The organism is Flavobacterium channae, assembly GCF_021172165.1.
GTDB classification, from domain to species: Bacteria; Bacteroidota; Bacteroidia; order Flavobacteriales; family Flavobacteriaceae; genus Flavobacterium; species Flavobacterium channae.
Genome location: NZ_CP089096.1, coordinates 2,572,505 through 2,597,306, shown reverse-complemented (window position 1 = coordinate 2,597,306; position 24,802 = coordinate 2,572,505). Strand labels below are relative to the sequence as shown.

Below are 24,802 nucleotides of genomic sequence, written 5' to 3'. Positions count from 1 at the left end.
TTCAAGACGAATTATCATGCAAACTAAAATCGCCCTAACATCTTTAGCGTCAATTTCTCCTTTGGGAAATAATCCTGAGGAAATTTGGAATAATTATCTATCAGGAAAATCCTTAATTAAATTAAAGGATTATTACGGTGAACCCCAATTTGTTGCACAGATTCCAAGTAATTTAAGAGTAGAAATTGAGTATCTAAGAAATTCAGATAGCAAATACAAAGCTTTAGACGAAACTGTTTTAATGGCTATTTTAGTATCGCGAGAAGCTATTAAAAAAGCAGGTTGGAATTCTGGAGATGATTTCGGAATTAACATTGGTTCATCTCGTGGAGCAACACAATTGTTTGAAAAACATCACAAGGAATTTATAGAAACTGGTAAAGCAGGAACTTTAGCTTCTCCAACAACAACACTTGGAAACATTTCATCATGGGTGGCTCATGATTTAAAAAATGATGGACCAGAAATTTCACATTCTATAACCTGTTCAACAGCTTTACATGCAGTATTAAATGCAGTGGCTTGGTTGCAATCTGGAATGGCGAATAAGTTTTTAGTTGGTGGTAGTGAAGCCCCATTAACAGCATTTACTATTGCTCAGATGCATGCGTTAAAGATTTATCAAAAGCCGAGTAATGTTGAAAATTTCCAATACCCTTGTAGAGCATTCGATTTTTCTAAAACAAAAAATTCAATGGTTTTAGGGGAAGGAGCAACTGTTGCTTGTTTAGAGGTTGGAAAAAAAGAAAATGCGTTGGCTTATATCGAAGGAATAGGATATGCAACTGACGATATTGAACACAATATTTCAATTTCAGACGAAGCAAATTGCTTTCAGAAATCGATGAAAATGGCGTTGAAGAATTCCAATTTAGAAGATGTCGATGCTATTGTTATGCATATGCCGGGAACTTTAAAAGGGGATACTTCAGAATATAAAGCAATTCAGAAAGTATTTGGAGATAATTTACCTATGTTAACTACAAATAAATGGCAAGTTGGTCACACTTTTGGTGCTTCTGGAATGTTGAATTTGGAAATGGCAATTTTGATGATGCAACACAATCAATTTATCGAAGTGCCATTTGCCGAAAAGCAGAATATAAATAGAAAAATAAATAAAGTTTTGATAAATGCTGTTGGGTTTGGAGGAAATGCAGTAAGTGTATTGCTTTCTAAAGATTTCTAAATTAACATTAATGGTGTAATTTTTATCTGAATTCCTTACATTTGAAAAATAATATGAAAATGATGAATACAACTAGACATAACTGGACCAAAGAAGAAATTATTGCTTTATACAACAAACCGATGATGGATTTATTGTACGAAGCTGCAACAATACACAGAACAAATCATGATCCTAATGTAGTACAAGTTTCTACATTATTATCTATTAAAACAGGCGGATGTCCTGAAGATTGTGGATATTGTCCGCAAGCAGCAAGATATCATACCGATATTGAAACAAACGACTTAATGTCAGTGCAACAAGTAAAAGCACAAGCTTTACGTGCTAAATCATCAGGTTCTTCAAGAGTTTGTATGGGAGCAGCTTGGCGTAATGTTAAAGACGGACCTGAGTTTGAACAAGTTTTAGAGATGGTTAGAACTATCAATAAACTAGACATGGAAGTTTGTTGTACTTTAGGTATGCTTACTGAAAACCAAGCAAAACGTTTAGCTGAAGCTGGTTTATATGCTTACAATCACAATTTAGATTCTTCTGAAGAATATTATAAAGAAGTTATTTCTACTAGAGGATATGAAGACCGTTTAGAAACAATTGCAAACGTTAGAAAAACTAATGTAACAGTTTGTAGTGGTGGAATTATTGGAATGGGAGAATCAGTAGAAGACAGAGCAGGAATGTTAGTAGCTTTAGCTTCATTAAATCCTCAACCAGAGTCGGTGCCAATTAATGCATTAGTAGCTGTTGAAGGAACACCATTAGAAGATGAAAAACCAGTTGAAATTTGGGATATGATTCGTATGGTAGCAACTACTCGTATTGTAATGCCAGATACACAAGTGCGTTTATCTGCAGGAAGAACTCAAATGACTAGAGAAGGACAAGCAATGTGTTTCTTTGCAGGAGCTAATTCAATTTTTGCTGGTGATAAATTACTAACGACTCCAAATCCTGATGTGAATGAAGACATGAAAATGTTTGAATTGTTAGGATTGAATCCTCAAAAACCATTCATCAAAAAAATGCAACCAGAAACAGTTGAAGCATGTGATTCTCAATATGAAGCTTTAGGTGAAAAACCAAAATGGACAAGACCAGGGCATAAAATTGAAAAGAACATTGAAGCTTCTGTAGCAAAAAAATAAACAAATAAAACAATTTTGAAAGTCTGTAGTAATACAGACTTTTTTATACATTTTTATGAATACAATTATTAGTTACCAAAAAGAGATTCCATTTTTTAAGCGTTTTATCGGAGTTGCATTTGCAAGTTTAGGGTTTTTAATGCTGGTTTTAACCGGAAGTTTAATGGCGCTTATTTTTATAGTAATAGGTTTAGGGTTGAATGTAGTAGAAGGTTCAGATATTAATTTAGAAACGAAACAATTTAGAACTTTTCACAAATTATTTAATTTTAAAATAGGGAAATGGATGCCAATTCCGAATTTTGAATACGTTTCGGTTTTTAAAACTAAAGAAAGTCAAACTGTGAGAGTAGTTACAGCTGAAACAACTCAGAAATATGAAATTATAAAAGTAAACCTATTTTACAATCGTAATAAGCACATAACATTTTATAAAACTACCAATAAAGAAGATGCATTTGCGGTTGCTAATAATTTTAAGTTAGCTTTAAATATTGATGTTTTAGATGCTACTGAAAGCGAAACAAAATGGTTATAAATAAAAAAAGTCCCGATATAATCGGGACTTTTAATCTTTCTAGGTAATCAAAAAATACTTATATTATTCGATAACTACTACTTGAGCAGCTACTTTACCTTTTCTTCCTTCTTCTTCTTCGTAACTTACGCTATCTCCTTCGTTTAGAGTTTCTACTTTCATTCCAGTAGCGTGTACGAAAATGTCTTTTCCAGTTTCATCGTCAGTAATAAAACCGTAACCTTTTGATTCATTGAAGAACTTAACTTTTCCTGTTCTCATTTTGTAATGTAAAAAATTAATAATTATCAAAGATATACTTATTTATGACACGAACAAGAAAAAGTTAATTTTTTTTGTAATTTATTAGTTTTCAGTATTTTCTTTTTTCTTTAATTCAAAATTTAACATTCTATCTCGAACTTCTTTATTTCTGAATCTAGAAAATAAAAATAATGGAATCAAAACAAATGTGCTGATTAAGATTCCAATTCCAATCCATTTATCGCCATTTAATCCGTTTTGTTTTTGAATATATCCAAACGAAATAAATCCAATAATAATTATGATGAGTGCAATTAGAACCTTTTTCATTTTATACTTATCTTAATTTTATATGTAATTCTTGTAATTGCGCTTCATCAATTGTAGATGGGGCATCAATCATTACATCTCTTCCTGAATTATTTTTAGGGAATGCAATAAAATCACGAATCGTTTCTTGTCCTCCTAAAATTGAAACTAAACGGTCTAATCCGAAAGCTAAACCTCCGTGTGGTGGCGCTCCAAATTCGAATGCGCTCATTAAGAAACCAAATTGAGCTTGTGCTTCTTCTTTGCTGAATCCTAATAAATCAAACATTCTAGACTGTAATTCTCTATCGTGAATACGAATAGATCCTCCACCAATTTCATTTCCATTTAAAACCATATCATAAGCATTAGCACGAACTTTTCCAGGTTCTGTTTCAATTAATGCCATATCTTCTGGTTTAGGAGAAGTAAATGGGTGGTGCATTGCATGATAACGTCCGCTTTCTTCGTCCCATTCTAATAATGGAAAATCTACAACCCATAAAGGAGCAAACTCATCCGATTTTCTTAAACCTAAACGAGTAGCAACCTCCATACGAAGTGCAGATAATTGTGTTCTTACTTTGTTAGCATTACCCGATAAAATTAAAATTAAATCGCCTGGTTTTGCATTTGTAATTTCAGCCCATTTTTTCAAATCTTCTTGATCATAGAATTTATCTACCGATGATTTAAATGTTCCGTCTTCTTCACATTTCACATATACCATTCCCGAAGCTCCAATTTGAGGGCGTTTTACCCAATCAATTAAAGCATCAATTTCTTTTCTTGTATAATTTGCACAGCCTGGTGCAGCGATTCCAACTACCAATTCTGCTGAATTGAATACTGGGAAATCTTTATGTTGAGCTACAGCATTTAACTCTCCAAATTTCATTTCAAAACGAATATCTGGTTTGTCATTACCGTACGTTTTCATTGCGTAATCGTAAGTAATTCTTGGGAATTTATCTACTTCAATTCCTTTGATTTCTTTTAGTAAATGACGTGTTAAACCTTCAAACATATTTAAAATGTCTTCTTGTTCTACAAATGCCATTTCACAGTCGATTTGTGTAAATTCTGGTTGGCGGTCAGCACGTAAATCTTCATCACGGAAACACTTTACAATTTGGAAATATTTATCCATTCCACCTACCATCAATAACTGTTTGAATGTTTGTGGCGATTGTGGTAAAGCGTAAAATTGACCTTCGTTCATTCTGCTTGGTACAACGAAATCACGAGCACCTTCTGGAGTAGATTTAATTAAATATGGTGTTTCTACATCACAAAAACCTTGGTCAGAAAGATATTTTCTAACTTCCATCGATACTTTATGACGGAACAATAAGTTGTTTTTAACCGGATTTCTTCTGATATCTAAGTAGCGATATTTCATACGAATATCTTCACCACCATCCGTATCATCTTCAATAGTGAAAGGAGGTAATTGCGCTTCGTTTAAAATTGTTAATTCTGAAACCAAAATTTCAACATCACCAGTAGCCATATTAGCGTTTTTCGATTCACGCTCAATAACAGTTCCTTTAACCTGAATTACGAATTCTCTTCCTAAAGATTTAGCAAGTTCAAAAACAGTTTTGTCTGTTCTTTGTTCGTCAAAGATTAATTGCGTGATACCATAACGGTCACGTAAATCAACCCAAATCATAAAACCTTTATCTCTTGATTTTTGAACCCATCCAGCAAGGGTAACTTCTGTATTAATATGTGAAGCGTTTAGTTCGCCACAGTTATGACTTCTGTACATTTTGAAAAAATTTTATGCAAAAGTAAGAACAAAAAAGAAAATTTTAGAGTTCAATTGTTAATTAAAATAGAATTTTAATTCGATTTTATCGTTTTTTAAAATATTAGTATAATTTTACAGAAACCTTATTTACGTATTTTATGAAAAAACTAGTTTGCTTATTACTATTGTCGGTTGGTTTTTCTTTTGCACAAACTACTGCAAAAGGAAAAGTTAAGTTTTCGGCTAAAATTGAAAACAGAAATAGCGACACTTTAACTATTTATGGTCCGAATAAATTTAAACAAGTAATTCCTGTTAACAAAAAAGGAGTTTTTGAATCAACTTTTGAAGTGACTGATGGATTACACCAATTTAGTGATGGTTCTGAATCTTCGTTAATGTATTTAAGAGGAGGAGATGAGCTTACTTTAAAATTGGATGCTAAAGATTTTGATGAAACAATTGTTTATTCTGGTAAAGGAGCTAAAGAAAGTAACTTTTTAGCGCAGAAAGCTTTATCTGACGAGAAGTTTGAAATGGAATTGGAAGCTTTGTTAGAAAAAGACGAAGCAACTTTTAAAGCTGCATTAGAAGCAAAAGGTAAAGAAGATTTAGCAAAATTAGAATCTGCTGGTTTAGATGAAAAATTAGTTAGCCTTTTAAAGCCAAGAATTGCACAAGAAGGCATGATGCTTACGCAATATTATAATCAAAAAGCTGCTGCTAAAAAAGTTGAAGGAACTGCTTCACCATCGTTTGATTACGAAAATCACAAAGGAGGAAAAACAAAATTAGAAAATTTAAGAGGGAAATATGTTTACATTGATGTTTGGGCAACTTGGTGCGGACCATGTAGAGCTGAAATTCCTCATTTGAAAAAAGTAGAAGAGAAGTATCATGGAAAAAACATCGAATTTGTTAGTATTTCAGTTGATGTTGATAAAGATCACGAAAAATGGCAAAAATTTGTTGTTGACAAAGAATTAGGCGGAATTCAATTGTTTGCAGATAAAAACTGGAACTCAGATTTTATTAAAGCATTCGGAATTAATGCAATTCCTAGATTCTTATTAATTGATCCATCTGGTAAAGTTGTTAAGGCTGATGCTCCAAGACCATCGTCTAATGCTTTAGTAGAATTATTAGATACTTTAGTGAAATAATCATCTCTTTTTTATATATAATTCAAAGCCAATACATTACGTATTGGCTTTTTCAATGTTAAATTTTTACCCAATGTTACCAAATTGTTAAGCAAAAGTTTTTTTATTGTAAAATAAGTTCTATATTTGTTACTGTAATGTTAACCTAAAAAAGAAAAGACTATGAAAAAAGTAATTATTGCTGCGGTGTTGTTGGTTTCTAGCTTGTCATTTGCACAAGAAGTAAAACCAAAATTAGAGGTGGTTGACCAAATGGTAAAAGCGACATATTATTATGATAACGGACAAGTAAAACAAGAAGGATATTACTTAGACGGCAAATTACATGGAAAATGGACTTCTTATAATGAAGATGGAACTAAATTAACCATGGGAGAATATAAAAATGGAACTAAAACAGGTAAATGGTTCTTTTGGAGTGATACTTCTTTAAGCGAAGTAGATTTTTCAGATAGTAGAATTGCTGAAGTAAAAAAATGGTCAAGAGACGTTTTAGTTAAAAACTAATCGTTTTTAAATTATACAAAAAAAGTCCCGATTTAATCGGGACTTTTTCTTTTTATACTGATGGTAAAACTTCCGTTTCGGTAGGTTTCCCTTTTTTTATTCTAATCTTCATTCTGTTTAGTAAGTAGAACATTACTGGAACAATAATTAGTGTTAAGAACGTAGCAAATATTAATCCGTAGATTACCGTTTTAGCTAATGGTCCCCAGAAGATTACGTTATCACCTCCCATATAAATGTTTGGGTTGTAATTGATGAATAATCCAAAGAAGTCAATATTTAAACCAATCGCAAGTGGGATTAAACCAAGTACAGTTGTGATTGCTGTTAACAATACTGGGCGTAATCTTGAACGACCACCTTCTACAATTGCATCAAAGTAATCTTGTTTGCTTAAAATTTCACCTTCTTCTAATCCTATTTCAGCTGCTTTTCGGTCAAGTAATAATTGTGTGTAATCTATTAATACAATTCCGTTGTTTACTACAATTCCGGCTAACGAGATGATTCCCATCATCGTCATGATGATTACGAAATCATTTCTGAAAATTACTAATCCTAAGAATACACCAATAAAACTTAGAATTACAGTAAACATAATAATTGCAGGTTTAGAAATAGAGTTGAACTGCGCTACCATTACTAAAATAATTCCTCCCATCGCAATTAATAAAGCTTTGAATAAGAAAGAAGAGTTTTTCTCTTGTTCTTCTTGTTCTCCTGTAAAAGCAAAGTTGGTGTCTTTTGGCATCTTATAAGTTGCCATTTCTTTTTTAAGTGAACCAACAATTTCATTTGCATTATATCCTTCTAATACATTTGAATAAACCGTAATTACTCTTTTTAAGTTTTTACGTTTAATAGTGTTGAAAGAAGAAGTGTTTGTTTTTTCAACCAAAGCAGCAATTGGTACTTGTTGTAATCTTCCTGTAGCTTGATCTCTAAATGTTACAGGCTGATTGAAAATTGCACTGTTGTCATTTTTTAAATCCTCGTTGAAACGAACATTAATTTCATAATCGTCTTTGTCTTCTTTATAAGTAGAGATTTTTTCTCCATATACAGAACGACGTAATGTTTGACCAACTTGAGCAGTAGAAATTCCTAATTGTCCAGCAACTTTTCTATCTACAACAACTTCTAAACCTGGTTTAGATTTGTTAACATCTAGTTTTAGTTCTTCAATTCCAGCGATATTTTTAGAGTTGATGAAATCTTTTACTTTTTCAGCTTCAATAAGCATATCGTTGTAGTTTTCACCAGAAATTTCAATATTTACTGGATAACCTGAAGGGGGTCCGTTTTGATCTTTTTCAACAATTATAGAAACACCAGGATAACCTTTAACTGCTGCACGAATTTCGTTCATCAAGTCGCTACTATTAACCCCTTTTCTAAATTTGTATTCGCGCATTGAAAGCGTAATTTTTCCTCTATGTGGCATTTCATTTTGTGAAGCACCATCGGTTTGAGGGTTTCCAGCACCTTCACCCACTTGAGCAACTCCAGATTCTACCATGAAGTTGAAATTTTCTTCATCAGTATATTTGTTAGCAACAGCATATACTTTTTTCTCTATTTCCTTTGTAAAAGCATTGGTTTTAGCAATATCTGTTCCTTCAGGAAATTCAATGTAGGTCATGATTTGATTTGGTTGATTTTCCGGAAAGAATAAAACTTTAGGCTGTGCAATACCAACTAAAACAAATGAAAATATTAATAATCCAATAGTACCAAATAAAAATATTATTGGTTTTTTTCCGCTCAATGCAAAAATTAATGCTCTTTTATAAAAGTTCTCTAGTTTTACTAAAACAACTTCCATGAAATATACTTGGGCTCTTGATAAATAATATTTGTAAATCCAAAGCATAATAGCAAAGAAAACCATTAGGTTTCCAATACCTTTTAATCCGTTTGCACCAGATGAAAAACCAAGGATAACTAAAACTAATCCGATTCCACCAACAATGCTACTTAAACGAATTAATGTTTTTTGAGACATTTCTTTTTCTTCCAATTGCATGAATTCAGCTGTAATAAGTGCATTAATTACTAAAGCAACGAATAACGATGAAAATAATACAACAGAAAGTGTCATTGGGAAATAAATCATGAATTTACCCATTGTACCAGGCCATAAACCTAGAGGGAAAAAGGCAGCTAATGTAGTTGCAGTAGAAGCAATAATAGGCCATGCAATTTCTCCAACTCCTTCAATTGCAGCTTGCTTTCGGCTCATTCCTTGACTCATTAAAGAGTGAACGTTTTCAACTACTACAATTCCGTTATCTACAAGCATTCCAAGTCCCATTACTAAGGCAAATAATACCATTGTATTTAATGTAACTCCAAATGATGACAAGATGATGTACGACATAAACATAGATAGCGGAATCGCAAAACCTACGAATAAAGCACTTCTAAATCCTAAGAAGAACATTAAGACACCAACAACTAATAATACACCAAATATGATATTGTTTACTAAATCATCAACCTGGTTGATAGTTCTTGAAGATTGATCGTTTGCCATCGAAATTTTTAAATTCGAAGGGAAGTAATTGTCTTGCGCTTCTTTTACAATTTTCTTGATGCTTTCAGTAGCCTCAATCATGTTTTTACCACTACGTTTTTTAACGTCAAGCATAACAACAGCATTTCCATATTCTCTAGCATGCGTAGTTGCTTCTTTTGGTTGAAACTTAATCGTAGCAATGTCTTTAAGATAAACAACACCGTCTTGTTTTTTTACAACAACGTCTTCTAGTTCAGCCGGATTTTCAATTTCTCCAACAACGCGAATGTTTTTCTTAATACCATTGTTTACTACATTACCACCAGAAATAGTTGTATTTTCTCTAGAAACAGCTCCAATGATATCATCAAAACTCACTTGAGCTGCAGTCATTTTATAAATATCAACTGCAATTTCAACTTCTTTTTCTTGGGCACCACGAATAGCCGCTTCTTTAATTTGTGGAAGACGTTCGATTTTATCTTCTAAATATTCGGCATAATCTTTCAATTTATCTAAAGGTAAATCTCCCGATAAATTGATGTTTAAGATTGGTTGTTCTTCGGCAATGTTTAAGTCAAAAACATTTGGTTCTACTTTTTCTCCACCTGGCATAACTGGCCAATCGGTTTCCGATTTTACTAAGTCAACCTTATCTTTTACTTTTTGTTTTGCCGCATCTACTGTAATGTCTTCATCAAATTCTACTAAGATCATAGAATAATCTTGTAAAGTGTTTGATGTAATTTTTGTTACTCCAGAAATATTGTTAAACTCTTCTTCTAGAGGTTTTGTAATTAATTTTTCAACATCTTCTGCTGCGTTTCCAGGGTTAATAGAACTAACGTAAATTTTAGTTTCAATGATTTCAGGGAAATCTTCACGAGGCATTGAGTAATAGGAAATTAATCCTCCTATTAATATGATGGCTGTAATTACATACACGGTCATTTTGTTGTTAATGGCCCATGTAGAAATTCCAAAGCTTTTAGTTATTTTGTTATCCATACCAATAATTTTTTAGCACTTATTTTTTAAGAATTTCAACAACATCACCATTTTGAACACTTCTTGCTCCGTCGATAATGATGGTTTCTCCTTTGTTTAACCCAGATTTTACTTCAATATTAGCACCTGAAATTAAACCAACTTCGATTGTTTTTTTAATTGCTTTCGGCTCTTTACCACTTGCATCAACAGTATAGATGATTTTTTCACCTGCTGCATTTTCAGTTACGATACTTTCAGGAATTAAAATTGCATTAGGTTTTTTGTAATCTTCAATTTTTAAAACAGCAACTTGGTTTGGTCTTAACAAATTATCAGTATTTGGAACAGCAACTTCAATACTAAAGTTTCTATTGTTTGGATTGATATAATTACCAATTTGTCTTACTTTTCCTTTATATGTTTTTCCAGTAGATTTTACATTTACGTCTACAATAGCACCTACTTTAATTTTACCAATAAAACTTTCAGGAACGTTTGCAGAAACATACATATCTGATAAGTTTACAATTCTCATTAATTGTTGTCCAGGACCAACTACTTGTCCTTTTTCAGTAATTACTTCATCAATAACACCGCTAAATTGAGCTTTTACAACTGTTTTAGCAAGTTGTGCTTTCATTTGAGCAACTGCTTTTGTTTGTGCTTCATAATTTGTTTTAGCTTGTAAAAACTGAATTTCAGAACCAATTTTTTTATCCCAAAGATTTTTTTGTCTTTCAAATGTTGTTTTAGCTAAAGCAGTTTGTGTTTCCATTTGCGCTAATTGATTGCTTAATCCGCCATCGTCAATTCGAGCTAAAACTTGTCCTTTAGTTACATTTTGACCTGCTTTTACATAAACTTGAGATAATAATCCTGAATATTCTGGATAAATAATTAAGTTTTGTTTTGTATCTATATTTCCTTGAATATCGATGTAGTGTGTAAAAATGGTGTCTTTAACAACTGCTGTAGTTACTAAAGCCGATTTTTTTAATGTGTCTAATTCTGCAATTGCTAAATCTAGTTTTGCTAATTCTGTACCAATTGCATCGTATTGCTTTTGTATTTCAGCTCTTGTTGCTTTAATTGTTGCTACATTTTTTGATTCAATAGCTTTGTCAACTGAAGCTGTTTTTGAATCACCTCCACATGAGGTAATTAGTAAACCTAATAAACTGATGTATACTATTTTTTTCATTTTTCGAGTTAATTATTTTTTATTAGTTAGTTTGTCTAAAGTTGCTTTTTTGTTCATTACATCAATCATAGCTTGTAAATAATTTTGTTGCGCTGTATATAATTGACGTTGTGCTTCTGTAAATTCAAAACTTGTAGAAAGTCCTTCTTTGAATTTTACTTGTTGTTTTGCTTCAATTCGTTCTGCTAATTTCAAATTACTTTTAGAAGCACCATATTGTTCAATGCTAAATTCGTAATCCGTTTTTGCTTGTTGGTATTGAAGTTTTAAACGTTGTTCTGTTTCGGTTACTTGTGTTTTAGCTTGTTCAAAAGCAATTTTAGCTTGTTGTGTTCTTGCTCTATCTCTAAAACTACTAAAAATAGGAAGGCTAATATTTACACCAAAATTTGAATAATTGTACCATTTTTGATCCGTTGTTAAAAAGTCAAAACGGTTAGCAAATGTGTTAGCTCCGTAATTTAATTGTGCACCAATGGTAGGTAAAGCTCTAAAACGCTCTAATTTTAAAAGTAAACGTTTTGATTCTTCGTTGTTTTTTTGGATTTTAAAATCAATCGAATTGTTTGCGTCAAATTGTTCATTTAAAACAGCTAAATCAACGTTACTAGTAGCTAAATCATCTAATTTTTCAGTTAAAATCACCTCGTTGTTGATGTCAATTCCTATTGAGATTTTTAAAAGATTTAAAGCAATTTCTTCTCTTTTCTTAGCATTCGATAATGAACTTGTTAACTGAGTAAGTGTTATTTGAAGTTGCTCTACATTTTCTTCTTCAGTTAAACCATTTTTAAAAGTTTCATTTGTTTCAAATAATGTTTTTTCTAAAGTGGCTTTGTTTTTTTCGAAGATTAAAACACTTTCTCTAGCTAATAAAACATTTCCGTATGCATTAGTAACCAGTTCTCTGATTTCTAAATCGGTTTTTTCTTTAGCGTTTTCAGAAATTTGAAGATACACTTTTGCAGATTGCAAACCTACAATATACGAACCATCAAAAATCAATTGGCTTAAAGTTGCCGATGCATTCATGCTGTGTTTTGTTCCAAAAGCAATTGTTGTAATAGCATTTGGATCGCCACCAGGGTTAAAAGCATTACCCGAAACCCCTTGCGCTTGAAAATCTAAGTTATTCAAATATTGAACATTACTAGTAATTTGAGGAAGTCCAGAAGCGGTAGTTTCCCATTTTTTTTGTTTAGCCGCATCAATATCACGTTTTGCATTCATAGCCGTGTAATTGTTTTCAATGGCGTGATCAATTGCTTGTTGTAACGTAAAAGAAAACGATTTTTTCTCGCTTTCTTGTGCTGTTATTACAGAAGCAATAATTAAGCAAATTATGGTTAATTTTTGTTTCATATCTATTTATTGGTTTTTAATAATTGTTCTAATTTTTCTTTTCCTTTTTCTGTACAAATTCCTCTTAAATGATATTCTAAATAATGTTCTTGAATTTCTATTGCGTTAAACTGATTTTTTGGAAATAATTCTTCGTCTTTTAAACTATTCATTCCAGCAAAATAAAAGCGCCCAATGATTTCTACATTAATATCTTCTCTAAACAAACCATCTTGTACACCACGATTTAAATTATCTAGGACACATTCACTCATTTTGCCAAATTGTTTCTTTTTAAGTGTTGAATAAATTTTTGGGTAATATTTATTTAATTGATAAAAAGGTGATGCAGCTTCGTTTTTTAAATGTTCTAAAACAAAGTTTTTAATGGCAAAAAGTTCTTCAATTGGGCTTTTTCCTACAGCACAAATACCATCAATACCACATGAAATAGTTTCAAACAGATGTAAAGTAACTTCTTTTACTAAAGAATCTTTGTTGCTATAATGTTGATAAATGGTTTTTTTGGAAATTCCCATTTCAGCAGCAATATCATCCATCGTAACGCTCTTAAATCCTAGCGTTAGAAACATATCAGTTGCTTTAATTAAAATTTGGTCTTTCATCTTTATTTTTTTATTTAAAACTTTTTTTAGGTTCTAAATTTTGATGCAAATGTATGCAGGAAACTTTTAACACCAAAATAGTTTCCAAAGTTTTTAAGAAAATTTAACATTTGATTAATTTGCCACATTTCAGATTATTGAAGTACTTTAGCAAAAAAATCAAAAAATGCATTCTATTTCCCATTATCAAGAGAAAATGGTTAGTCAATTTTCTCAAATTGTAGCTAACAAAGAACCTAAAAATTTATACGAACCAATTCAGTATATTTTATCACTTGGCGGAAAAAGAATGCGTCCGGTTTTAACATTAATGGCTGCAGAAGTTTTTAATGTAGATTGTGAAAAAGCCATTCCTGCAGCAACGGCGGTTGAGGTGTTTCATAATTTTTCATTAATCCATGATGATATTATGGACGATGCTCCGTTAAGGAGAGGAAATCAAACTGTTCATGAAAAATGGGATTTGAATACGGGAATTTTATCGGGTGATGCAATGCTTATTTTAGCGTATCAATTTTTTGAGAATTATGAACCTAAAACATTTCAAAAATTAGCGAAATTATTCAGTAAAACTGCTCTAGAAGTTTGTGAAGGACAACAATATGATGTGGATTTTGAAACGCGTGACGATGTTACTATTCCGGAATATCTTAAAATGATTGAATACAAAACGGCTGTTTTAGTAGGTGCTGCTATGAAAATGGGAGCAATTGTAGCTGAGACATCCGAAGAAAATGCTGATTTAATTTACGATTTCGGACTAAACTTAGGAATAGCATTTCAATTACAAGACGATTATTTAGACGCTTTTGGAAATCCAGAAACTTTTGGAAAACAAGTTGGTGGTGATATTATTGAAAATAAAAAAACCTATTTGTATTTAAAAGCAGTTGAATTTGCATCTTCAGATGAAAAACAACAATTAATGCATTTGTTTTCGATTCAACCTTCCGATAATACAGATAAAATAGCATCTGTTAAAGCAATATTTAACTCGTCTGGAGCTAGCGATGCTACTAAAAAAGCGATTCAAGATTATACTTTTAAAGCTTTTGAAACGCTTGAAAAAATGAGTATTGAGGATGAAAAGAAAGCCATTTTAAAAGCTTTTGGAGAAAATTTAATGGGAAGAAACGTGTAATAATGTGCCAAATATTCAATTAGACAATGTGTCAATACTACTAAAAAATGAATTTTATAAATCCAGCAAATATTGACGCATTAATCACGCAAGCCGAAGAAGCACATTTGTACTTCAAGTTGATTGAGCAAGTGAATAAGGATTTTGCTTTGGCGAATGAGCCTTTAGATGTACCGGCAAGTATTTTTCCATTCGAATTTAAGAATTTAGTCCAAGAGAAAATCTACAAACTCATTCAACACAAATTTGCTGAATATTTGAATTTACTCTACATCATAGATGTTCCAGAAGAGCAAATCAAAAAATTAGATGGTTCCGACTTAGTGGAATTATCGGAACAAGTTGCTTTTTTGGTCTTAAAACGCGAATGGCAAAAGGTTTGGTTTAGAAACCGAATGTAACTTTTAACATTACATATCTTTCAATTAGGTTGTGTGATGATGTATTATTTGAAAAGTTTGTAACACTGCTCATAAAAAACGATTTATTATTTGTTAGATTTTTCCCAATTAATGAATAAGTGATTTTTTTATTTTTTGAGGTATAATTTATTTCAGATTCTAAGAAAAAATAATTGTTGTTTACCTTTAGATTTGGACAAATAAAGTTTCCAATTACATTTGCATTAAAACGCTCATTTTTCTTAAGTACAATTTTTGTTTGATTTGATAAACTTTGAAAGTTATTTTTCAAATTCTCTTTGATGACAGTAAAATTATTGTTTATAAAAGAAGTTTTATTTTCAACAACAACTATTTTTTTTATTCCTCTTCTAGCAGTGAAGTTCAAAAACAGGTTTTCATTTTTTATTTCTCTAATTTCAGAACTATTAATTATGTTATTATCAAATGAAAGATTGAAGTTAGAATTTAATTGAAATGTCGTTCTAAAGGGATGAAAGTAAGTTTCTCCAGAAATAGATAATCCATAATCTTTATTTCCAATATTACCATAAAAACGATTAAATATTGTTATGTCTTGATTAATTATAGTGTTGTAAAAATAGTTATTTGGGCGATAGTTATGGTTTAAGTTTACACTTAATTGCGTAAGGTTAAAAAAGTCATTATAGTTATAAGTTAGATTATATGAATGTGTTTTAAGATATTCTAAAGAAAGTTCATTAGAAATAAAGCCGCGATAACTTGTTTGAACCACTCCAGTAAAAGTTTTGTCTTCATCGGGAAGCATCTGATTGTAATCATAACTAAAAGTTGTGCTATTTTTTTTGTCAAATCTGTATTTTAAAGCTAGTTTTGGTGTAAAAAAGAGGTTGTTATTTTCTTTTTTTGACGAACTTTCTTTAAAATAAACAGAATTGTAAATAGCATTAATACCTAATTTAAAAGAATATTTTTCGGTATTAAATACTATTATAGGATTTATATTAAAATTAGTGATTTTATATAAATTATTATTAACAAAATCATTATTTAAAATTTGATTTGATTCGTCAAGTAATTTTGAATTTAATCGGTTTTCGTTAATAAAATAGCTTGAATGTATGCCATATTTGAATTTGTTTTTACTTAAGTAATAAGATGCATTTACATTAAAGTAATCTTTTGAAAATTCACTATTTTGTTGAGAAGCTATTAAATTATTGAAGCTATCTATTGTTGTACCTGGATTAGTTAAAAGTGTTTGCGGACTTTTACTACTTACGTGATGTAAAGATGTAACTAAGGCTTTGTTTTCAGAAATTTTATAAGTTGAATTAACAAATTGATTTAAGTTCAAGTTTTCAGAATCAACAGTATTGTCTTGAAGCAAAGTGTTATTAATACTTGAGTCGTTAAAATTTGTTTTATTGTAAAATAACTTTCCTAAATATTCCCAATGGAAATTCTTTTTTTCTTTATTTGAAAACTGAACTTTTAAATCGTATAACTGTGGTGTTTTAATTTGATTATTGATTTCATTAACTTCAAAAGTTTCATTTTCTAGAGTAATAACTGAATTACTTTTGTTTATCCTTTGGAGTTTATCATCGTAATAACCAAAATTTAGCCTTACATTAGAATTTTTGTAAACTTTGTTTAGAAAATTTAAACTGCTATAAAAATTATTGTTTAATCGGTGAAAGCTATCATCTATTTCAGAATTAAAATTACCTTCATTAATTAAAGATTGTGTATTTAAGTTTCTGTTTTTTAAATTTTCGAGTGATAATACTTGTGAATCAAAATCATAAGGTGTGTTATTTTGACCTACATTATTGTAAGAAGCAATTCCAAAACCTTTGATTTTACTGTTTACTAAAATGCCTGTAAGATTTCCGTAATAGCGATTTTCAACGCCAAAACCTAAGGTTGCATTTCCTGAAAAATCTGTTTTTCCCTTTTTAAGTACAAGATTTAAAGCAACTTTATCCGAATCTCTTATTCCTTTTAATAAACTATTTTCTTCAAAGTTTTCAATCCCTTGTATTTTATCTATCATGTCAACATTGATATTTTTGCTACCTATGGTATAGTTAGCATCAAATAAATCATCGCCATCTAAAAGCATTTTTTTTATAGGCTTGCCTTTAAATTTTATTTCACCATTATCTTCAACTTTTATACCAGGTAATTTTTTTAGTAAGTCTTCAATAACTCGTTCACTACCATCTTTAAAGCTTTCAGGGTTGTATACGAGCGTATCTTTTTTAGTTACAATTGGTATCTTTTTTTCTACAATAACTTCTTTAAGTTTAGTAACTCTTCCACTTAATTTGATGTCAATAATAACTTCATTATTTTTACTAACATAATCTTTTAAAGAGATTGTTTTGGGTTCATGTGTTAAATTAGTTACTTCTAAAAAAAGAATTTCTGCATTATTTTTTAAGAGAATTTTGTAAAAACCATTTTCATTGGTTGAAGTATATTGTTTAATAGTATTGTTGCCGTCTTTTAGTAATATAGTAGCAAAAGGAACAGTTCCAATTGAATCTGAAACTGTTCCTTTAATAGTGTTTTGAGAATGAATTTTCGTTGAGAATATTAAGAAAGTAAAAAATAGTATTTTATTCATTTATAAACTTCTCTATGTATCCCTTTGGAATACTAATTGTAACACCATCTTCAGAGACGAAATTTTGAACCTTATCAAATCTCCTTTTATAAAATTTTGTAAATTCAAGCCATGTAATCTTGTCTTTTTGTTCAAAATTATCTATTGATGGGAAAGGTATATTTTGAGAAACTTCTAATTCATAAGCTTCAATATTTACACAACCATCTGTAGAAACTATTTTTAAAATTAGACCTGGTAAGCCATCAAATTTAAAAGGTCCATTTTGATATGGAATATCTTTTAAAAAATAAGCCTTGTAATTTCGCCCTCTAAATGAACCAATTGCTTCTTGACAATTATATCCCAGCACATTTAAAGTATTATCGTTAATTTTCCAAGTTATTAAATTTGTAGAATCAATAATAATTTTCTTTGCCCCATAGTTTCTATCATATAATAAAACTTTTTTTTCAAAATCTTTTATATAAATGTATTTATAATCAGCATCAAAATTATTTAAATCTCCCATTGATAAACTTGATAATAGTGTGTCTCTTGGAGTTTCATAATATATACTCTTTTTGTTATTTGTTATGAGAGTATTGTTTTCGTAATAAAAACAACTAAAATCTTCTGTCTCATCAATTAAAAAAGTTTTATATTTTATGGTTAAGAACTCTTTATTCTCTTGAGAAAATAAAAAGCTACAACAGCAAAATATGGAATAAATATATATATACTTTCTCATTTCTCAATATTTATCCTGCCGCCTCAATTGCAGCTTTAACCATTTTAAGTGCTTTTTTGCATGCTTCACCCATATCAATAGCGTAGTCTCCTGTAGACGGTACACATGCTCTAGCGGTTGCATTTTCACCATTAGGTAATGTTTGTCCTCTTCTGCAACAAACATCTTGAACCTCTTTTTTCTTTTCATTTGTCTTCTCTTTTTCTGAGTTTCCAGCAAAAGCCCCTGTTGTCAGTAAAGACAATCCTAAAATCAAAATTATTTTTTTCATAATTAAAGTTTTAAATGTTAATGTAACAAATTTAACAAAGGGGGGGGGTAAAATGCAAAATTAAACTCGTTAAAATTTTGTTAAATTAAAAGAATATCCTCACAAACGGCATAAATGGCTCCGCGTAAATATTATCTCTATCACGATGAAGAATGTTATAACGAATTCCTAAAGTTATGTTTTCATTACGATATCCAGCGCCAAAGAATAATGCAGTGTTCCAAAAGTCTTGAGAGGCACTTCCAAAAGTTCCTTCATAAGTTCTGTTAATTCTCAATTGCTCTAATTCCGCAGAAATTTGAACTACTTCTATCGGATTAATTAAGGTAATTAGACTGCCTCCATACATGTTGGCGCTATAAAAATCGCGTTGTTTTACATAATTATATTGTGCTCCTAATCCTAAAGCTACATATTCATTAAAATTGTAAATAGCACTTGGCGCAATCATGATATCGGCATAGCCATTTCCAAAACCTAAACCTAGTCCGCCACCAAATTGAACATGATTCCAAAAATCACTTTTTGTTTTATTTTCTGGTATTTGTTGTGCAAAAATTTCAGATTTAAAACTAAATAAAACCACAATAGTTAACAAAAATGTTAAATTCATTACGAAATTCTTTTTCATAAAACCATTTTAAAAAAATTAATGTTATAAAAGTATTAATTTCCATGAGAAATTATCATAAAATGTTTTACTTTTGCGTAAATTTTTAATTAAAAGGTCTTTCAGACAACACAATATGGATAGGTTTTCCTTTTTAAACGCTGCACACACTGCTTTTTTCGCAGATTTATACGAACAATATTTACAAAACCCAGATAGCGTTGAGCCAAGCTGGAGAAGTTTTTTTCAAGGATTCGATTTTGCCCAAGCTAATTACGGTTCTGATGAAGTAGCTCAGCAAGTTGCTTATGTTGCTTCGGGAGATTCAGGTGAGATTTCTGAAAAAATGCAAAAAGAGTTCAATGTTCTTAAATTAATCGAAGGATACAGAACTCGAGGTCATTTATTTACAAAAACAAATCCTGTAAGAGATAGAAGGGTTCACGCGCCTTCTTTAGCATTAGAAAATTTTGGTTTGTCTCAAGCAGATTTAAACACGGTTTTTGATGCTGCTAAAATGGTTAACATGAAACCAAGTTCATTAACTGACATCATCAAGCATTTAGAAAATGTATATTGTCAGTCAATTGGTGTTGAGTTCATGTACATTCGTGATCCGAAAGTTCAAGATTGGATTAAGAATAGATTGGATATCAACGATAATCAGCCTAATTTTTCTGTTGATCAAAAGAAACATATTCTTAAGAAATTAAACGAGGCGGTTTCATTTGAAAACTTCTTACATACAAAATATGTTGGTCAAAAACGCTTCTCTTTAGAAGGTTGTGAGGCTGCTATTCCAGCATTAGATGCTTTAATCGAAGGTGCTGCTGATAGAGGAGTTGAGCAATTTGTAATGGGAATGGCGCACAGAGGTCGTTTGAATGTTTTAGCTAATATCTTTGGAAAAAACACACAAAATATTTTCTCTGAATTCGACGGAAAAGATTACGATGAAGATGCTAACTTTGATGGTGACGTAAAATACCACTTAGGTTTAACATCGGATAGATTAACGGATTCTGGTAAAAAAATCAACTTAAATTTAGCTCCAAATCCATCCCACTTAGAAACTGTTGGTGCAGTTATCGAAGGGATTACAAGAGCAAAACAAGACAGACATTATCCAAATGATTTTTCAAAAGTATTACCTATTGCCGTTCACGGTGATGCTGCGGTAGCAGGTCAAGGTATTGTTTATGAAATCATTCAAATGGCAAAACTAGATGGTTATAAAACGGGTGGAACTATTCACTTAGTAATTAATAACCAAGTAGGTTTTACAACAAACTATTTAGATGCTCGTTCATCTACTTATTGTACAGATGTGGCTAAAGTAACTTTATCGCCAGTTTTACACGTAAATGCTGATGATGCAGAAGCTGTAGTACATGCTATGTTGTTTGCCTTAGATTATAGAATGGAATTTGGTGGTGACGTATTTATCGACCTTTTAGGATATAGAAAATACGGACACAATGAAGGTGATGAGCCAAGATTTACACAACCAATTTTATATAAAGCAATTTCAAAACATAAAAATCCTAGAGATATTTATGCAGCTAAATTGCTTCAAGAAAATGTAATTAGTACTTCTTTTGTTAAAGAATTAGAAGATGCTTACAAAGCGAAGTTAGATGAGAATTTAGAAGAATCTCGTAAAAAAGAACTTACTGTAATTACGCCATTTATGCAAAATGAATGGGAAGGTTACAAACAAGTTTCTGACGATGTAATGCTTCAAAAATTTGATACAACTTTTGACAAATCAGAATTAACAGAAATTGCTAAAACAATAACAGAATTACCTTCAGACAAAAAATTCATTAGTAAGATTACTAAACTTATTAATGATAGAAAAAACATGTTTGAGACTGATAAATTAGATTGGGCAATGGGCGAATTATTAGCTTATGGTTCATTAATAAAAGAAGGTTTCGATGTGCGTATTTCTGGTCAAGATGTGGAACGAGGAACATTCTCACACCGTCATGCTGTAGTTAAAGTAGAAGATTCAGAAGAAGAAGTAATTCTTTTAAATAAAATAAAAGATAAAAAAGGGAACTTTTATATCTACAATTCGCACCTTTCAGAATATGGGGTTTTAGGTTTTGAATACGGATATGCCTTAGCATCACCAAAAACCTTAGTAATTTGGGAAGCACAGTTTGGAGATTTCTCTAACGGAGCTCAAATTATGATTGACCAATATATCTCAGCAGGTGAAGACAAATGGAACAACCAAAACGGATTGGTAATGTTGCTACCTCACGGTTATGAAAACCAAGGAGCAGAGCATTCATCAGCACGTATGGAGCGTTACTTACAATTATGTGCAAAACACAACATGTACATTGCCGATGTAACTACGCCAGCCAATTTCTTCCACTTAATGAGAAGACAATTAAAAACAGAATTCCGTAAGCCATTAGTAGTATTCTCTCCGAAGAGTTTATTACGTCATCCAGATGTAGTTTCTTCAATGGATGATTTAGCAAACGGACAATTCCAAGAAGTATTAGATGATCCAAATGTAACAGACAAAAAAGCAATCAAAACTTTGGTTTTCTGTACAGGTAAATTCTATTATGATATTATTGCAAAACGTGCTGAATTAGGTAGAAATGATGTGGCAGTAGTTCGTTTAGAGCAATTGTTCCCATTAGCGGTTGACCAAATCAAAGCGATTATCGATAGTTATCCAAATGTGGATGATTACGTTTGGGCACAAGAAGAACCTAAAAACATGGGAGCTTATGGTTATATGTTGATGAATTTTGATTTAGTAAAATTAAGATTAGCATCACCAAAAGCATACAGTGCACCAGCAGCAGGAAGTTATGAGCGTTCTAAAAAACGTCATGCAAACGCGATTGCTATGGTTTTCGACAAAAAATTATTTCAATAAAAAAACAACTCAATTATCACCCTGAGCTTGTCGAAGGGTAAACTTTTTAAATAAAAAGATATGATTTTAGAAATGAAAGTCCCTTCTCCAGGGGAATCAATTAAAGAAGTAGAAATTGCTACATGGTTAGTAAAAGATGGTGATTATGTAGAAAAAGACCAAGCAATTGCTGAGGTTGATTCAGATAAAGCAACATTAGAATTACCAGCAGAAGCAAGTGGAATCATTACATTAAAAGCAGAAGAAGGCGATGCAGTAGCAGTAGGTGCTGTAGTTTGTTTAATCGATACAGGTGCAGCAAAACCAGAAGGTGGTGCAGTTCCAGCAAAAGAAGAAGCAAAAGCAGTTGAAGCTCCAAAAGCTGAGGCTCCAAAAGCGGCTCCAGTTGCTGAGAAAACATATGCAACTCAAGCGCCATCTCCAGCAGCTAGAAAAATATTAGAAGAAAAAAACATCGAGCCATCTGCAATTGTAGGAACTGGTAAAGGTGGAAGAATAACTAAAGATGATGCTGTTAATGCAGTACCATCAATGGGAACTCCAACAGGAGGAAATCGCGGAACAGAAAGAACAAAACTTTCGATGTTACGTAGAAAAGTAGCAGAGCGTTTAGTTTCTGCTAAAAATGAAACTGCAATGTTGACAACTTTCAATGAAGTAGACATGTCAGCAATTTATGCTATTCGTGATCAATATAAAGAAGAGTTCAAAGCAAAACATGGTTTAGGATTAGGCTTCATGTCGTTCTTTACTAAAGCGGTAACTCGTGCTTTACAATTATATCCAGATGTAAACTCTATGATCGATGGTCAAGAGAAAATTTCTTATGACTTCTGTGATATTTCTGTAGCGGTTTCTGGGCCAAAAGGATTAATGGTTCCAGTAATGAGAAATGCAGAAACATTATCTTTCAGAGGTGTTGAAGCTGAAATCAAGAGATTAGCATTAAGAGCTCGTGACGGACAAATTACTGTTGACGAAATGACTGGAGGAACTTTCACTATTTCAAATGGTGGTGTTTTCGGAAGTATGTTGTCTACACCAATTATCAATCCACCTCAATCAGGTATTTTAGGAATGCACAATGTTGTAGATAGAGCAATCGTTAAAAATGGTCAAATCGTTATCGCTCCAGTAATGTTCGTAGCGTTATCTTACGACCACAGAATCATCGACGGACGTGAGTCAGTAGGATTCTTAGTAGCAGTTAAAGAAGCATTAGAAAACCCAGTGGAAATTTTAATGGGTGGTAATGTGAAAAAAGCATTAGAACTTTAATTGTCTTGCTGAACTTGTTTCAGCATCAAAATAATAAAATCCCAAACTTCAAAAGAGTTTGGGATTTTTCTTTTCTTTGTAATTCAAAAAATTGCCATGAAGAAATCTAAAAAACAAGCAGCAGTAGGTTTTATATTTATTACGGTTTTGCTTGATGTAATAGGCTGGGGAATTATCATTCCAGTAATTCCAAATTTAATCAAAGAACTTATAAACGGAGATATTAGCGAGGCTGCTAAATATGGTGGTTGGTTAACATTTGCTTACGCAATTACCCAATTTATTTTTGCTCCTGTTGTTGGAAATTTAAGCGATAAATATGGTAGAAGACCAGTTTTGCTAATTTCTTTATTTGGATTTTCATTAGATTTTTTACTATTGGCATACGCACCAACTATTATTTGGTTGTTTGTTGGAAGAATTTTATCAGGAATAACAGGCGCTAGTTTTACAACAGCTTCCGCTTACATTGCCGATGTAAGTACTCATGAAAATAGAGCGAAGAACTTTGGATTGATGGGAGCTGCTTTTGGATTAGGATTCATTATTGGTCCTGTTATAGGAGGTTTATTAGGTCAATTTGGCGTTAGAGTTCCATTTTTTGCAGCTGCATTTTTATGTATGTTGAACTTTTTATATGGTTATTTTATTCTTCCAGAATCGTTAGATAAAGATAAAAGAAGACCTTTTGAACTAAAACGTGCTAACCCAATTGGTGCTTTTGTGCATCTAAAAAAATACCCAAACTTAATTGGTTTGGTTTTGGCAATTTTCATACTTCATGTTGGATCGCATGCGGTTCAAAGTAATTGGAATTATTTTACTATGTACCAATTTAATTGGGATGAAAAAATGGTTGGAATTTCTCTTGGAATAATCGGGTTGTTAGTCGGAATTGTTCAAGGAGGTTTAATACGCTGGATTAATCCTAGAATAGGTAATGAAAAAAGTATTTATTTCGGATTGGCATTATATACATTAGGAATGTTTCTTTTTGCAATGGCAACCGAAAGTTGGATGATGTTTGTGTTTTTAATTCCATACTGTTTGGGAGGAATTGCCGGACCAGCATTACAAGCAGTAGTTTCCGAACAAGTTGATCCTTCAGAGCAAGGTGAAATTCAAGGAACGTTAACCAGTTTAATGAGTGCTTCTGCAATTGTAGGTCCGCCTATGATGGCTTCTGTTTTTTATTACTTTACTCATGGCGAAGCACCATTTTTATTTCCTGGAGCACCGTTTGTTTTAGGCGGAACCTTAATGTTGTTGAGTACAATTCTTGCTTTTAGAGCTTTGAAAAAGAATAGAAGTAAATAA

At 31.5% G+C, this 24,802-nt stretch carries 21 protein-coding genes; 10 read left to right on the top strand and 11 right to left on the bottom strand.

Annotated features, from left to right (window positions below):
• Nucleotides 1-16 precede the first annotated feature (16 nt).
• From LOS89_RS12090 to LOS89_RS12080, 3 genes are all read left to right on the top strand, one after another.
• Nucleotides 17-1,189 (top strand): beta-ketoacyl synthase N-terminal-like domain-containing protein, encoded by a 1,173-nt coding sequence (locus LOS89_RS12090; protein ID WP_231835497.1) that lies wholly within the window; start codon nucleotides 17-19, stop codon nucleotides 1,187-1,189.
• A 62-nt stretch (nucleotides 1,190-1,251) separates the two neighbouring features.
• Nucleotides 1,252-2,337 carry a biotin synthase BioB gene (gene bioB / locus LOS89_RS12085; RefSeq protein WP_231837076.1) on the top strand — a complete coding sequence of 362 codons (1,086 nt, stop codon included), beginning with the start codon at nucleotides 1,252-1,254 and terminating at the stop codon, nucleotides 2,335-2,337.
• Nucleotides 2,338-2,392: 55 nt separating this feature from the next.
• Nucleotides 2,393-2,875 (top strand): hypothetical protein, encoded by a 483-nt coding sequence (locus LOS89_RS12080; protein ID WP_231835496.1) that lies wholly within the window; start codon nucleotides 2,393-2,395, stop codon nucleotides 2,873-2,875.
• A 63-nt stretch (nucleotides 2,876-2,938) separates the two neighbouring features.
• Here the strand turns inward: LOS89_RS12080 and LOS89_RS12075 are convergent, their stop codons facing one another.
• The 3 genes from LOS89_RS12075 to aspS form a co-directional block, all read right to left on the bottom strand.
• The gene (locus LOS89_RS12075) at nucleotides 2,939-3,136 is read right to left on the bottom strand and encodes a cold-shock protein (RefSeq protein WP_231835495.1); all 198 of its coding nucleotides are present in this window, start codon (nucleotides 3,134-3,136) and stop codon (nucleotides 2,939-2,941) included.
• A gap of 84 nt (nucleotides 3,137-3,220) precedes the next feature.
• Complete coding sequence (locus LOS89_RS12070) at nucleotides 3,221-3,448, bottom strand: hypothetical protein (RefSeq protein WP_231835494.1); 228 nt, start codon at nucleotides 3,446-3,448, stop codon at nucleotides 3,221-3,223.
• A 7-nt stretch (nucleotides 3,449-3,455) separates the two neighbouring features.
• Nucleotides 3,456-5,201 carry an aspartate--tRNA ligase gene (aspS, locus tag LOS89_RS12065; RefSeq protein ID WP_231835493.1) on the bottom strand — a complete coding sequence of 582 codons (1,746 nt, stop codon included), beginning with the start codon at nucleotides 5,199-5,201 and terminating at the stop codon, nucleotides 3,456-3,458.
• A gap of 140 nt (nucleotides 5,202-5,341) precedes the next feature.
• Between aspS and LOS89_RS12060 the strand changes: the two genes are divergently transcribed.
• Nucleotides 5,342-6,346, top strand: a complete 1,005-nt coding sequence (locus LOS89_RS12060; RefSeq protein WP_231835492.1) for a TlpA family protein disulfide reductase — start codon at nucleotides 5,342-5,344, stop codon at nucleotides 6,344-6,346.
• A gap of 162 nt (nucleotides 6,347-6,508) precedes the next feature.
• The gene (locus tag LOS89_RS12055; protein ID WP_231835491.1) at nucleotides 6,509-6,853 is read left to right on the top strand and encodes a toxin-antitoxin system YwqK family antitoxin; all 345 of its coding nucleotides are present in this window, start codon (nucleotides 6,509-6,511) and stop codon (nucleotides 6,851-6,853) included.
• A 52-nt stretch (nucleotides 6,854-6,905) separates the two neighbouring features.
• Here LOS89_RS12055 and LOS89_RS12050 read toward each other — a convergent pair whose 3' ends face one another.
• Genes LOS89_RS12050 through LOS89_RS12035 form a run of 4 tightly spaced genes read right to left on the bottom strand, consistent with a single transcriptional unit; the run spans nucleotide 6,906 to nucleotide 13,529 of the window.
• Nucleotides 6,906-10,379, bottom strand: coding sequence for an efflux RND transporter permease subunit (locus LOS89_RS12050; protein ID WP_231835490.1), 3,474 nt, complete (start codon nucleotides 10,377-10,379; stop codon nucleotides 6,906-6,908).
• Nucleotides 10,380-10,398: 19 nt separating this feature from the next.
• Nucleotides 10,399-11,562, bottom strand: a complete 1,164-nt coding sequence (locus LOS89_RS12045; RefSeq protein WP_231835489.1) for an efflux RND transporter periplasmic adaptor subunit — start codon at nucleotides 11,560-11,562, stop codon at nucleotides 10,399-10,401.
• A gap of 12 nt (nucleotides 11,563-11,574) precedes the next feature.
• Entirely contained in the window at nucleotides 11,575-12,924 is a 1,350-nt protein-coding gene (locus LOS89_RS12040) for a TolC family protein (protein ID WP_231835488.1), read from the bottom strand.
• Between the two features lie 2 nt (nucleotides 12,925-12,926).
• Entirely contained in the window at nucleotides 12,927-13,529 is a 603-nt protein-coding gene (locus LOS89_RS12035) for a TetR/AcrR family transcriptional regulator (protein WP_231835487.1), read from the bottom strand.
• A 166-nt stretch (nucleotides 13,530-13,695) separates the two neighbouring features.
• Here LOS89_RS12035 and LOS89_RS12030 point away from each other — a divergent pair, with 166 nt between their 5' ends.
• Both LOS89_RS12030 and LOS89_RS12025 read left to right on the top strand, forming a co-directional pair.
• Nucleotides 13,696-14,670 carry a polyprenyl synthetase family protein gene (locus LOS89_RS12030; RefSeq protein WP_231835486.1) on the top strand — a complete coding sequence of 325 codons (975 nt, stop codon included), beginning with the start codon at nucleotides 13,696-13,698 and terminating at the stop codon, nucleotides 14,668-14,670.
• A 47-nt stretch (nucleotides 14,671-14,717) separates the two neighbouring features.
• Nucleotides 14,718-15,071 carry a hypothetical protein gene (locus LOS89_RS12025; RefSeq protein WP_231835485.1) on the top strand — a complete coding sequence of 118 codons (354 nt, stop codon included), beginning with the start codon at nucleotides 14,718-14,720 and terminating at the stop codon, nucleotides 15,069-15,071.
• Here the strand turns inward: LOS89_RS12025 and LOS89_RS12020 are convergent.
• From LOS89_RS12020 to LOS89_RS12005, 4 genes are all read right to left on the bottom strand, one after another.
• Complete coding sequence (locus LOS89_RS12020; protein ID WP_231835484.1) at nucleotides 15,055-17,688, bottom strand: TonB-dependent receptor; 2,634 nt, start codon at nucleotides 17,686-17,688, stop codon at nucleotides 15,055-15,057. The two genes, LOS89_RS12025 and LOS89_RS12020, sit on opposite strands and share 17 nt — an antisense overlap.
• A complete protein-coding gene (locus LOS89_RS12015) occupies nucleotides 17,681-18,418 on the bottom strand; it encodes a GLPGLI family protein (protein WP_231835483.1) in 738 nt (245 codons plus the stop codon). The genes LOS89_RS12020 and LOS89_RS12015 overlap by 8 nt, the downstream gene beginning before the upstream one ends.
• Before the next feature lie 10 nt (nucleotides 18,419-18,428).
• Nucleotides 18,429-18,689: a hypothetical protein gene (locus LOS89_RS12010; RefSeq protein WP_231835482.1), complete on the bottom strand. Its 261-nt coding sequence runs from the start codon at nucleotides 18,687-18,689 to the stop codon at nucleotides 18,429-18,431.
• 85 nt (nucleotides 18,690-18,774) lie between these two features.
• Nucleotides 18,775-19,320, bottom strand: a complete 546-nt coding sequence (locus tag LOS89_RS12005; protein ID WP_231835481.1) for a hypothetical protein — start codon at nucleotides 19,318-19,320, stop codon at nucleotides 18,775-18,777.
• A gap of 115 nt (nucleotides 19,321-19,435) precedes the next feature.
• Here LOS89_RS12005 and LOS89_RS12000 point away from each other — a divergent pair, with 115 nt between their 5' ends.
• From LOS89_RS12000 to LOS89_RS11990, 3 genes are all read left to right on the top strand, one after another.
• Nucleotides 19,436-22,207 (top strand): 2-oxoglutarate dehydrogenase E1 component, encoded by a 2,772-nt coding sequence (locus LOS89_RS12000; RefSeq protein ID WP_231835480.1) that lies wholly within the window; start codon nucleotides 19,436-19,438, stop codon nucleotides 22,205-22,207.
• Nucleotides 22,208-22,267: 60 nt separating this feature from the next.
• Nucleotides 22,268-23,485 carry a 2-oxoglutarate dehydrogenase complex dihydrolipoyllysine-residue succinyltransferase gene (gene odhB / locus LOS89_RS11995; protein ID WP_231835479.1) on the top strand — a complete coding sequence of 406 codons (1,218 nt, stop codon included), beginning with the start codon at nucleotides 22,268-22,270 and terminating at the stop codon, nucleotides 23,483-23,485.
• A 96-nt stretch (nucleotides 23,486-23,581) separates the two neighbouring features.
• A complete protein-coding gene (locus LOS89_RS11990) occupies nucleotides 23,582-24,802 on the top strand; it encodes a TCR/Tet family MFS transporter (protein ID WP_231835478.1) in 1,221 nt (406 codons plus the stop codon).

Excerpts from the sequence above, each read along its gene's own strand:
- LOS89_RS12075 (WP_231835495.1), bottom strand. The coding sequence starts at position 3,136 with ATGAGAACAGGAAAAGTTAAGTTCTTCAATGAATCAAAAGGTTACGGT.
- LOS89_RS12040 (WP_231835488.1), bottom strand. The coding sequence starts at position 12,924 with ATGAAACAAAAATTAACCATAATTTGCTTAATTATTGCTTCTGTAATA.
- LOS89_RS11990 (WP_231835478.1), top strand. The coding sequence starts at position 23,582 with ATGAAGAAATCTAAAAAACAAGCAGCAGTAGGTTTTATATTTATTACG.
- bioB (WP_231837076.1), top strand. The coding sequence starts at position 1,252 with ATGAATACAACTAGACATAACTGGACCAAAGAAGAAATTATTGCTTTA.
- LOS89_RS12005 (WP_231835481.1), bottom strand. The coding sequence starts at position 19,320 with ATGAAAAAGAATTTCGTAATGAATTTAACATTTTTGTTAACTATTGTG.
- LOS89_RS12000 (WP_231835480.1), top strand. The coding sequence starts at position 19,436 with ATGGATAGGTTTTCCTTTTTAAACGCTGCACACACTGCTTTTTTCGCA.
- LOS89_RS12020 (WP_231835484.1), bottom strand. The coding sequence starts at position 17,688 with ATGAATAAAATACTATTTTTTACTTTCTTAATATTCTCAACGAAAATT.
- LOS89_RS12010 (WP_231835482.1), bottom strand. The coding sequence starts at position 18,689 with ATGAAAAAAATAATTTTGATTTTAGGATTGTCTTTACTGACAACAGGG.
- LOS89_RS12060 (WP_231835492.1), top strand. The coding sequence starts at position 5,342 with ATGAAAAAACTAGTTTGCTTATTACTATTGTCGGTTGGTTTTTCTTTT.
- LOS89_RS12080 (WP_231835496.1), top strand. The coding sequence starts at position 2,393 with ATGAATACAATTATTAGTTACCAAAAAGAGATTCCATTTTTTAAGCGT.
- LOS89_RS12055 (WP_231835491.1), top strand. The coding sequence starts at position 6,509 with ATGAAAAAAGTAATTATTGCTGCGGTGTTGTTGGTTTCTAGCTTGTCA.
- LOS89_RS12070 (WP_231835494.1), bottom strand. The coding sequence starts at position 3,448 with ATGAAAAAGGTTCTAATTGCACTCATCATAATTATTATTGGATTTATT.
- LOS89_RS12045 (WP_231835489.1), bottom strand. The coding sequence starts at position 11,562 with ATGAAAAAAATAGTATACATCAGTTTATTAGGTTTACTAATTACCTCA.
- aspS (WP_231835493.1), bottom strand. The coding sequence starts at position 5,201 with ATGTACAGAAGTCATAACTGTGGCGAACTAAACGCTTCACATATTAAT.
- LOS89_RS12090 (WP_231835497.1), top strand. The coding sequence starts at position 17 with ATGCAAACTAAAATCGCCCTAACATCTTTAGCGTCAATTTCTCCTTTG.
- LOS89_RS12015 (WP_231835483.1), bottom strand. The coding sequence starts at position 18,418 with ATGAGAAAGTATATATATATTTATTCCATATTTTGCTGTTGTAGCTTT.
- odhB (WP_231835479.1), top strand. The coding sequence starts at position 22,268 with ATGATTTTAGAAATGAAAGTCCCTTCTCCAGGGGAATCAATTAAAGAA.
- LOS89_RS12025 (WP_231835485.1), top strand. The coding sequence starts at position 14,718 with ATGAATTTTATAAATCCAGCAAATATTGACGCATTAATCACGCAAGCC.
- LOS89_RS12035 (WP_231835487.1), bottom strand. The coding sequence starts at position 13,529 with ATGAAAGACCAAATTTTAATTAAAGCAACTGATATGTTTCTAACGCTA.
- LOS89_RS12050 (WP_231835490.1), bottom strand. The coding sequence starts at position 10,379 with ATGGATAACAAAATAACTAAAAGCTTTGGAATTTCTACATGGGCCATT.
- LOS89_RS12030 (WP_231835486.1), top strand. The coding sequence starts at position 13,696 with ATGCATTCTATTTCCCATTATCAAGAGAAAATGGTTAGTCAATTTTCT.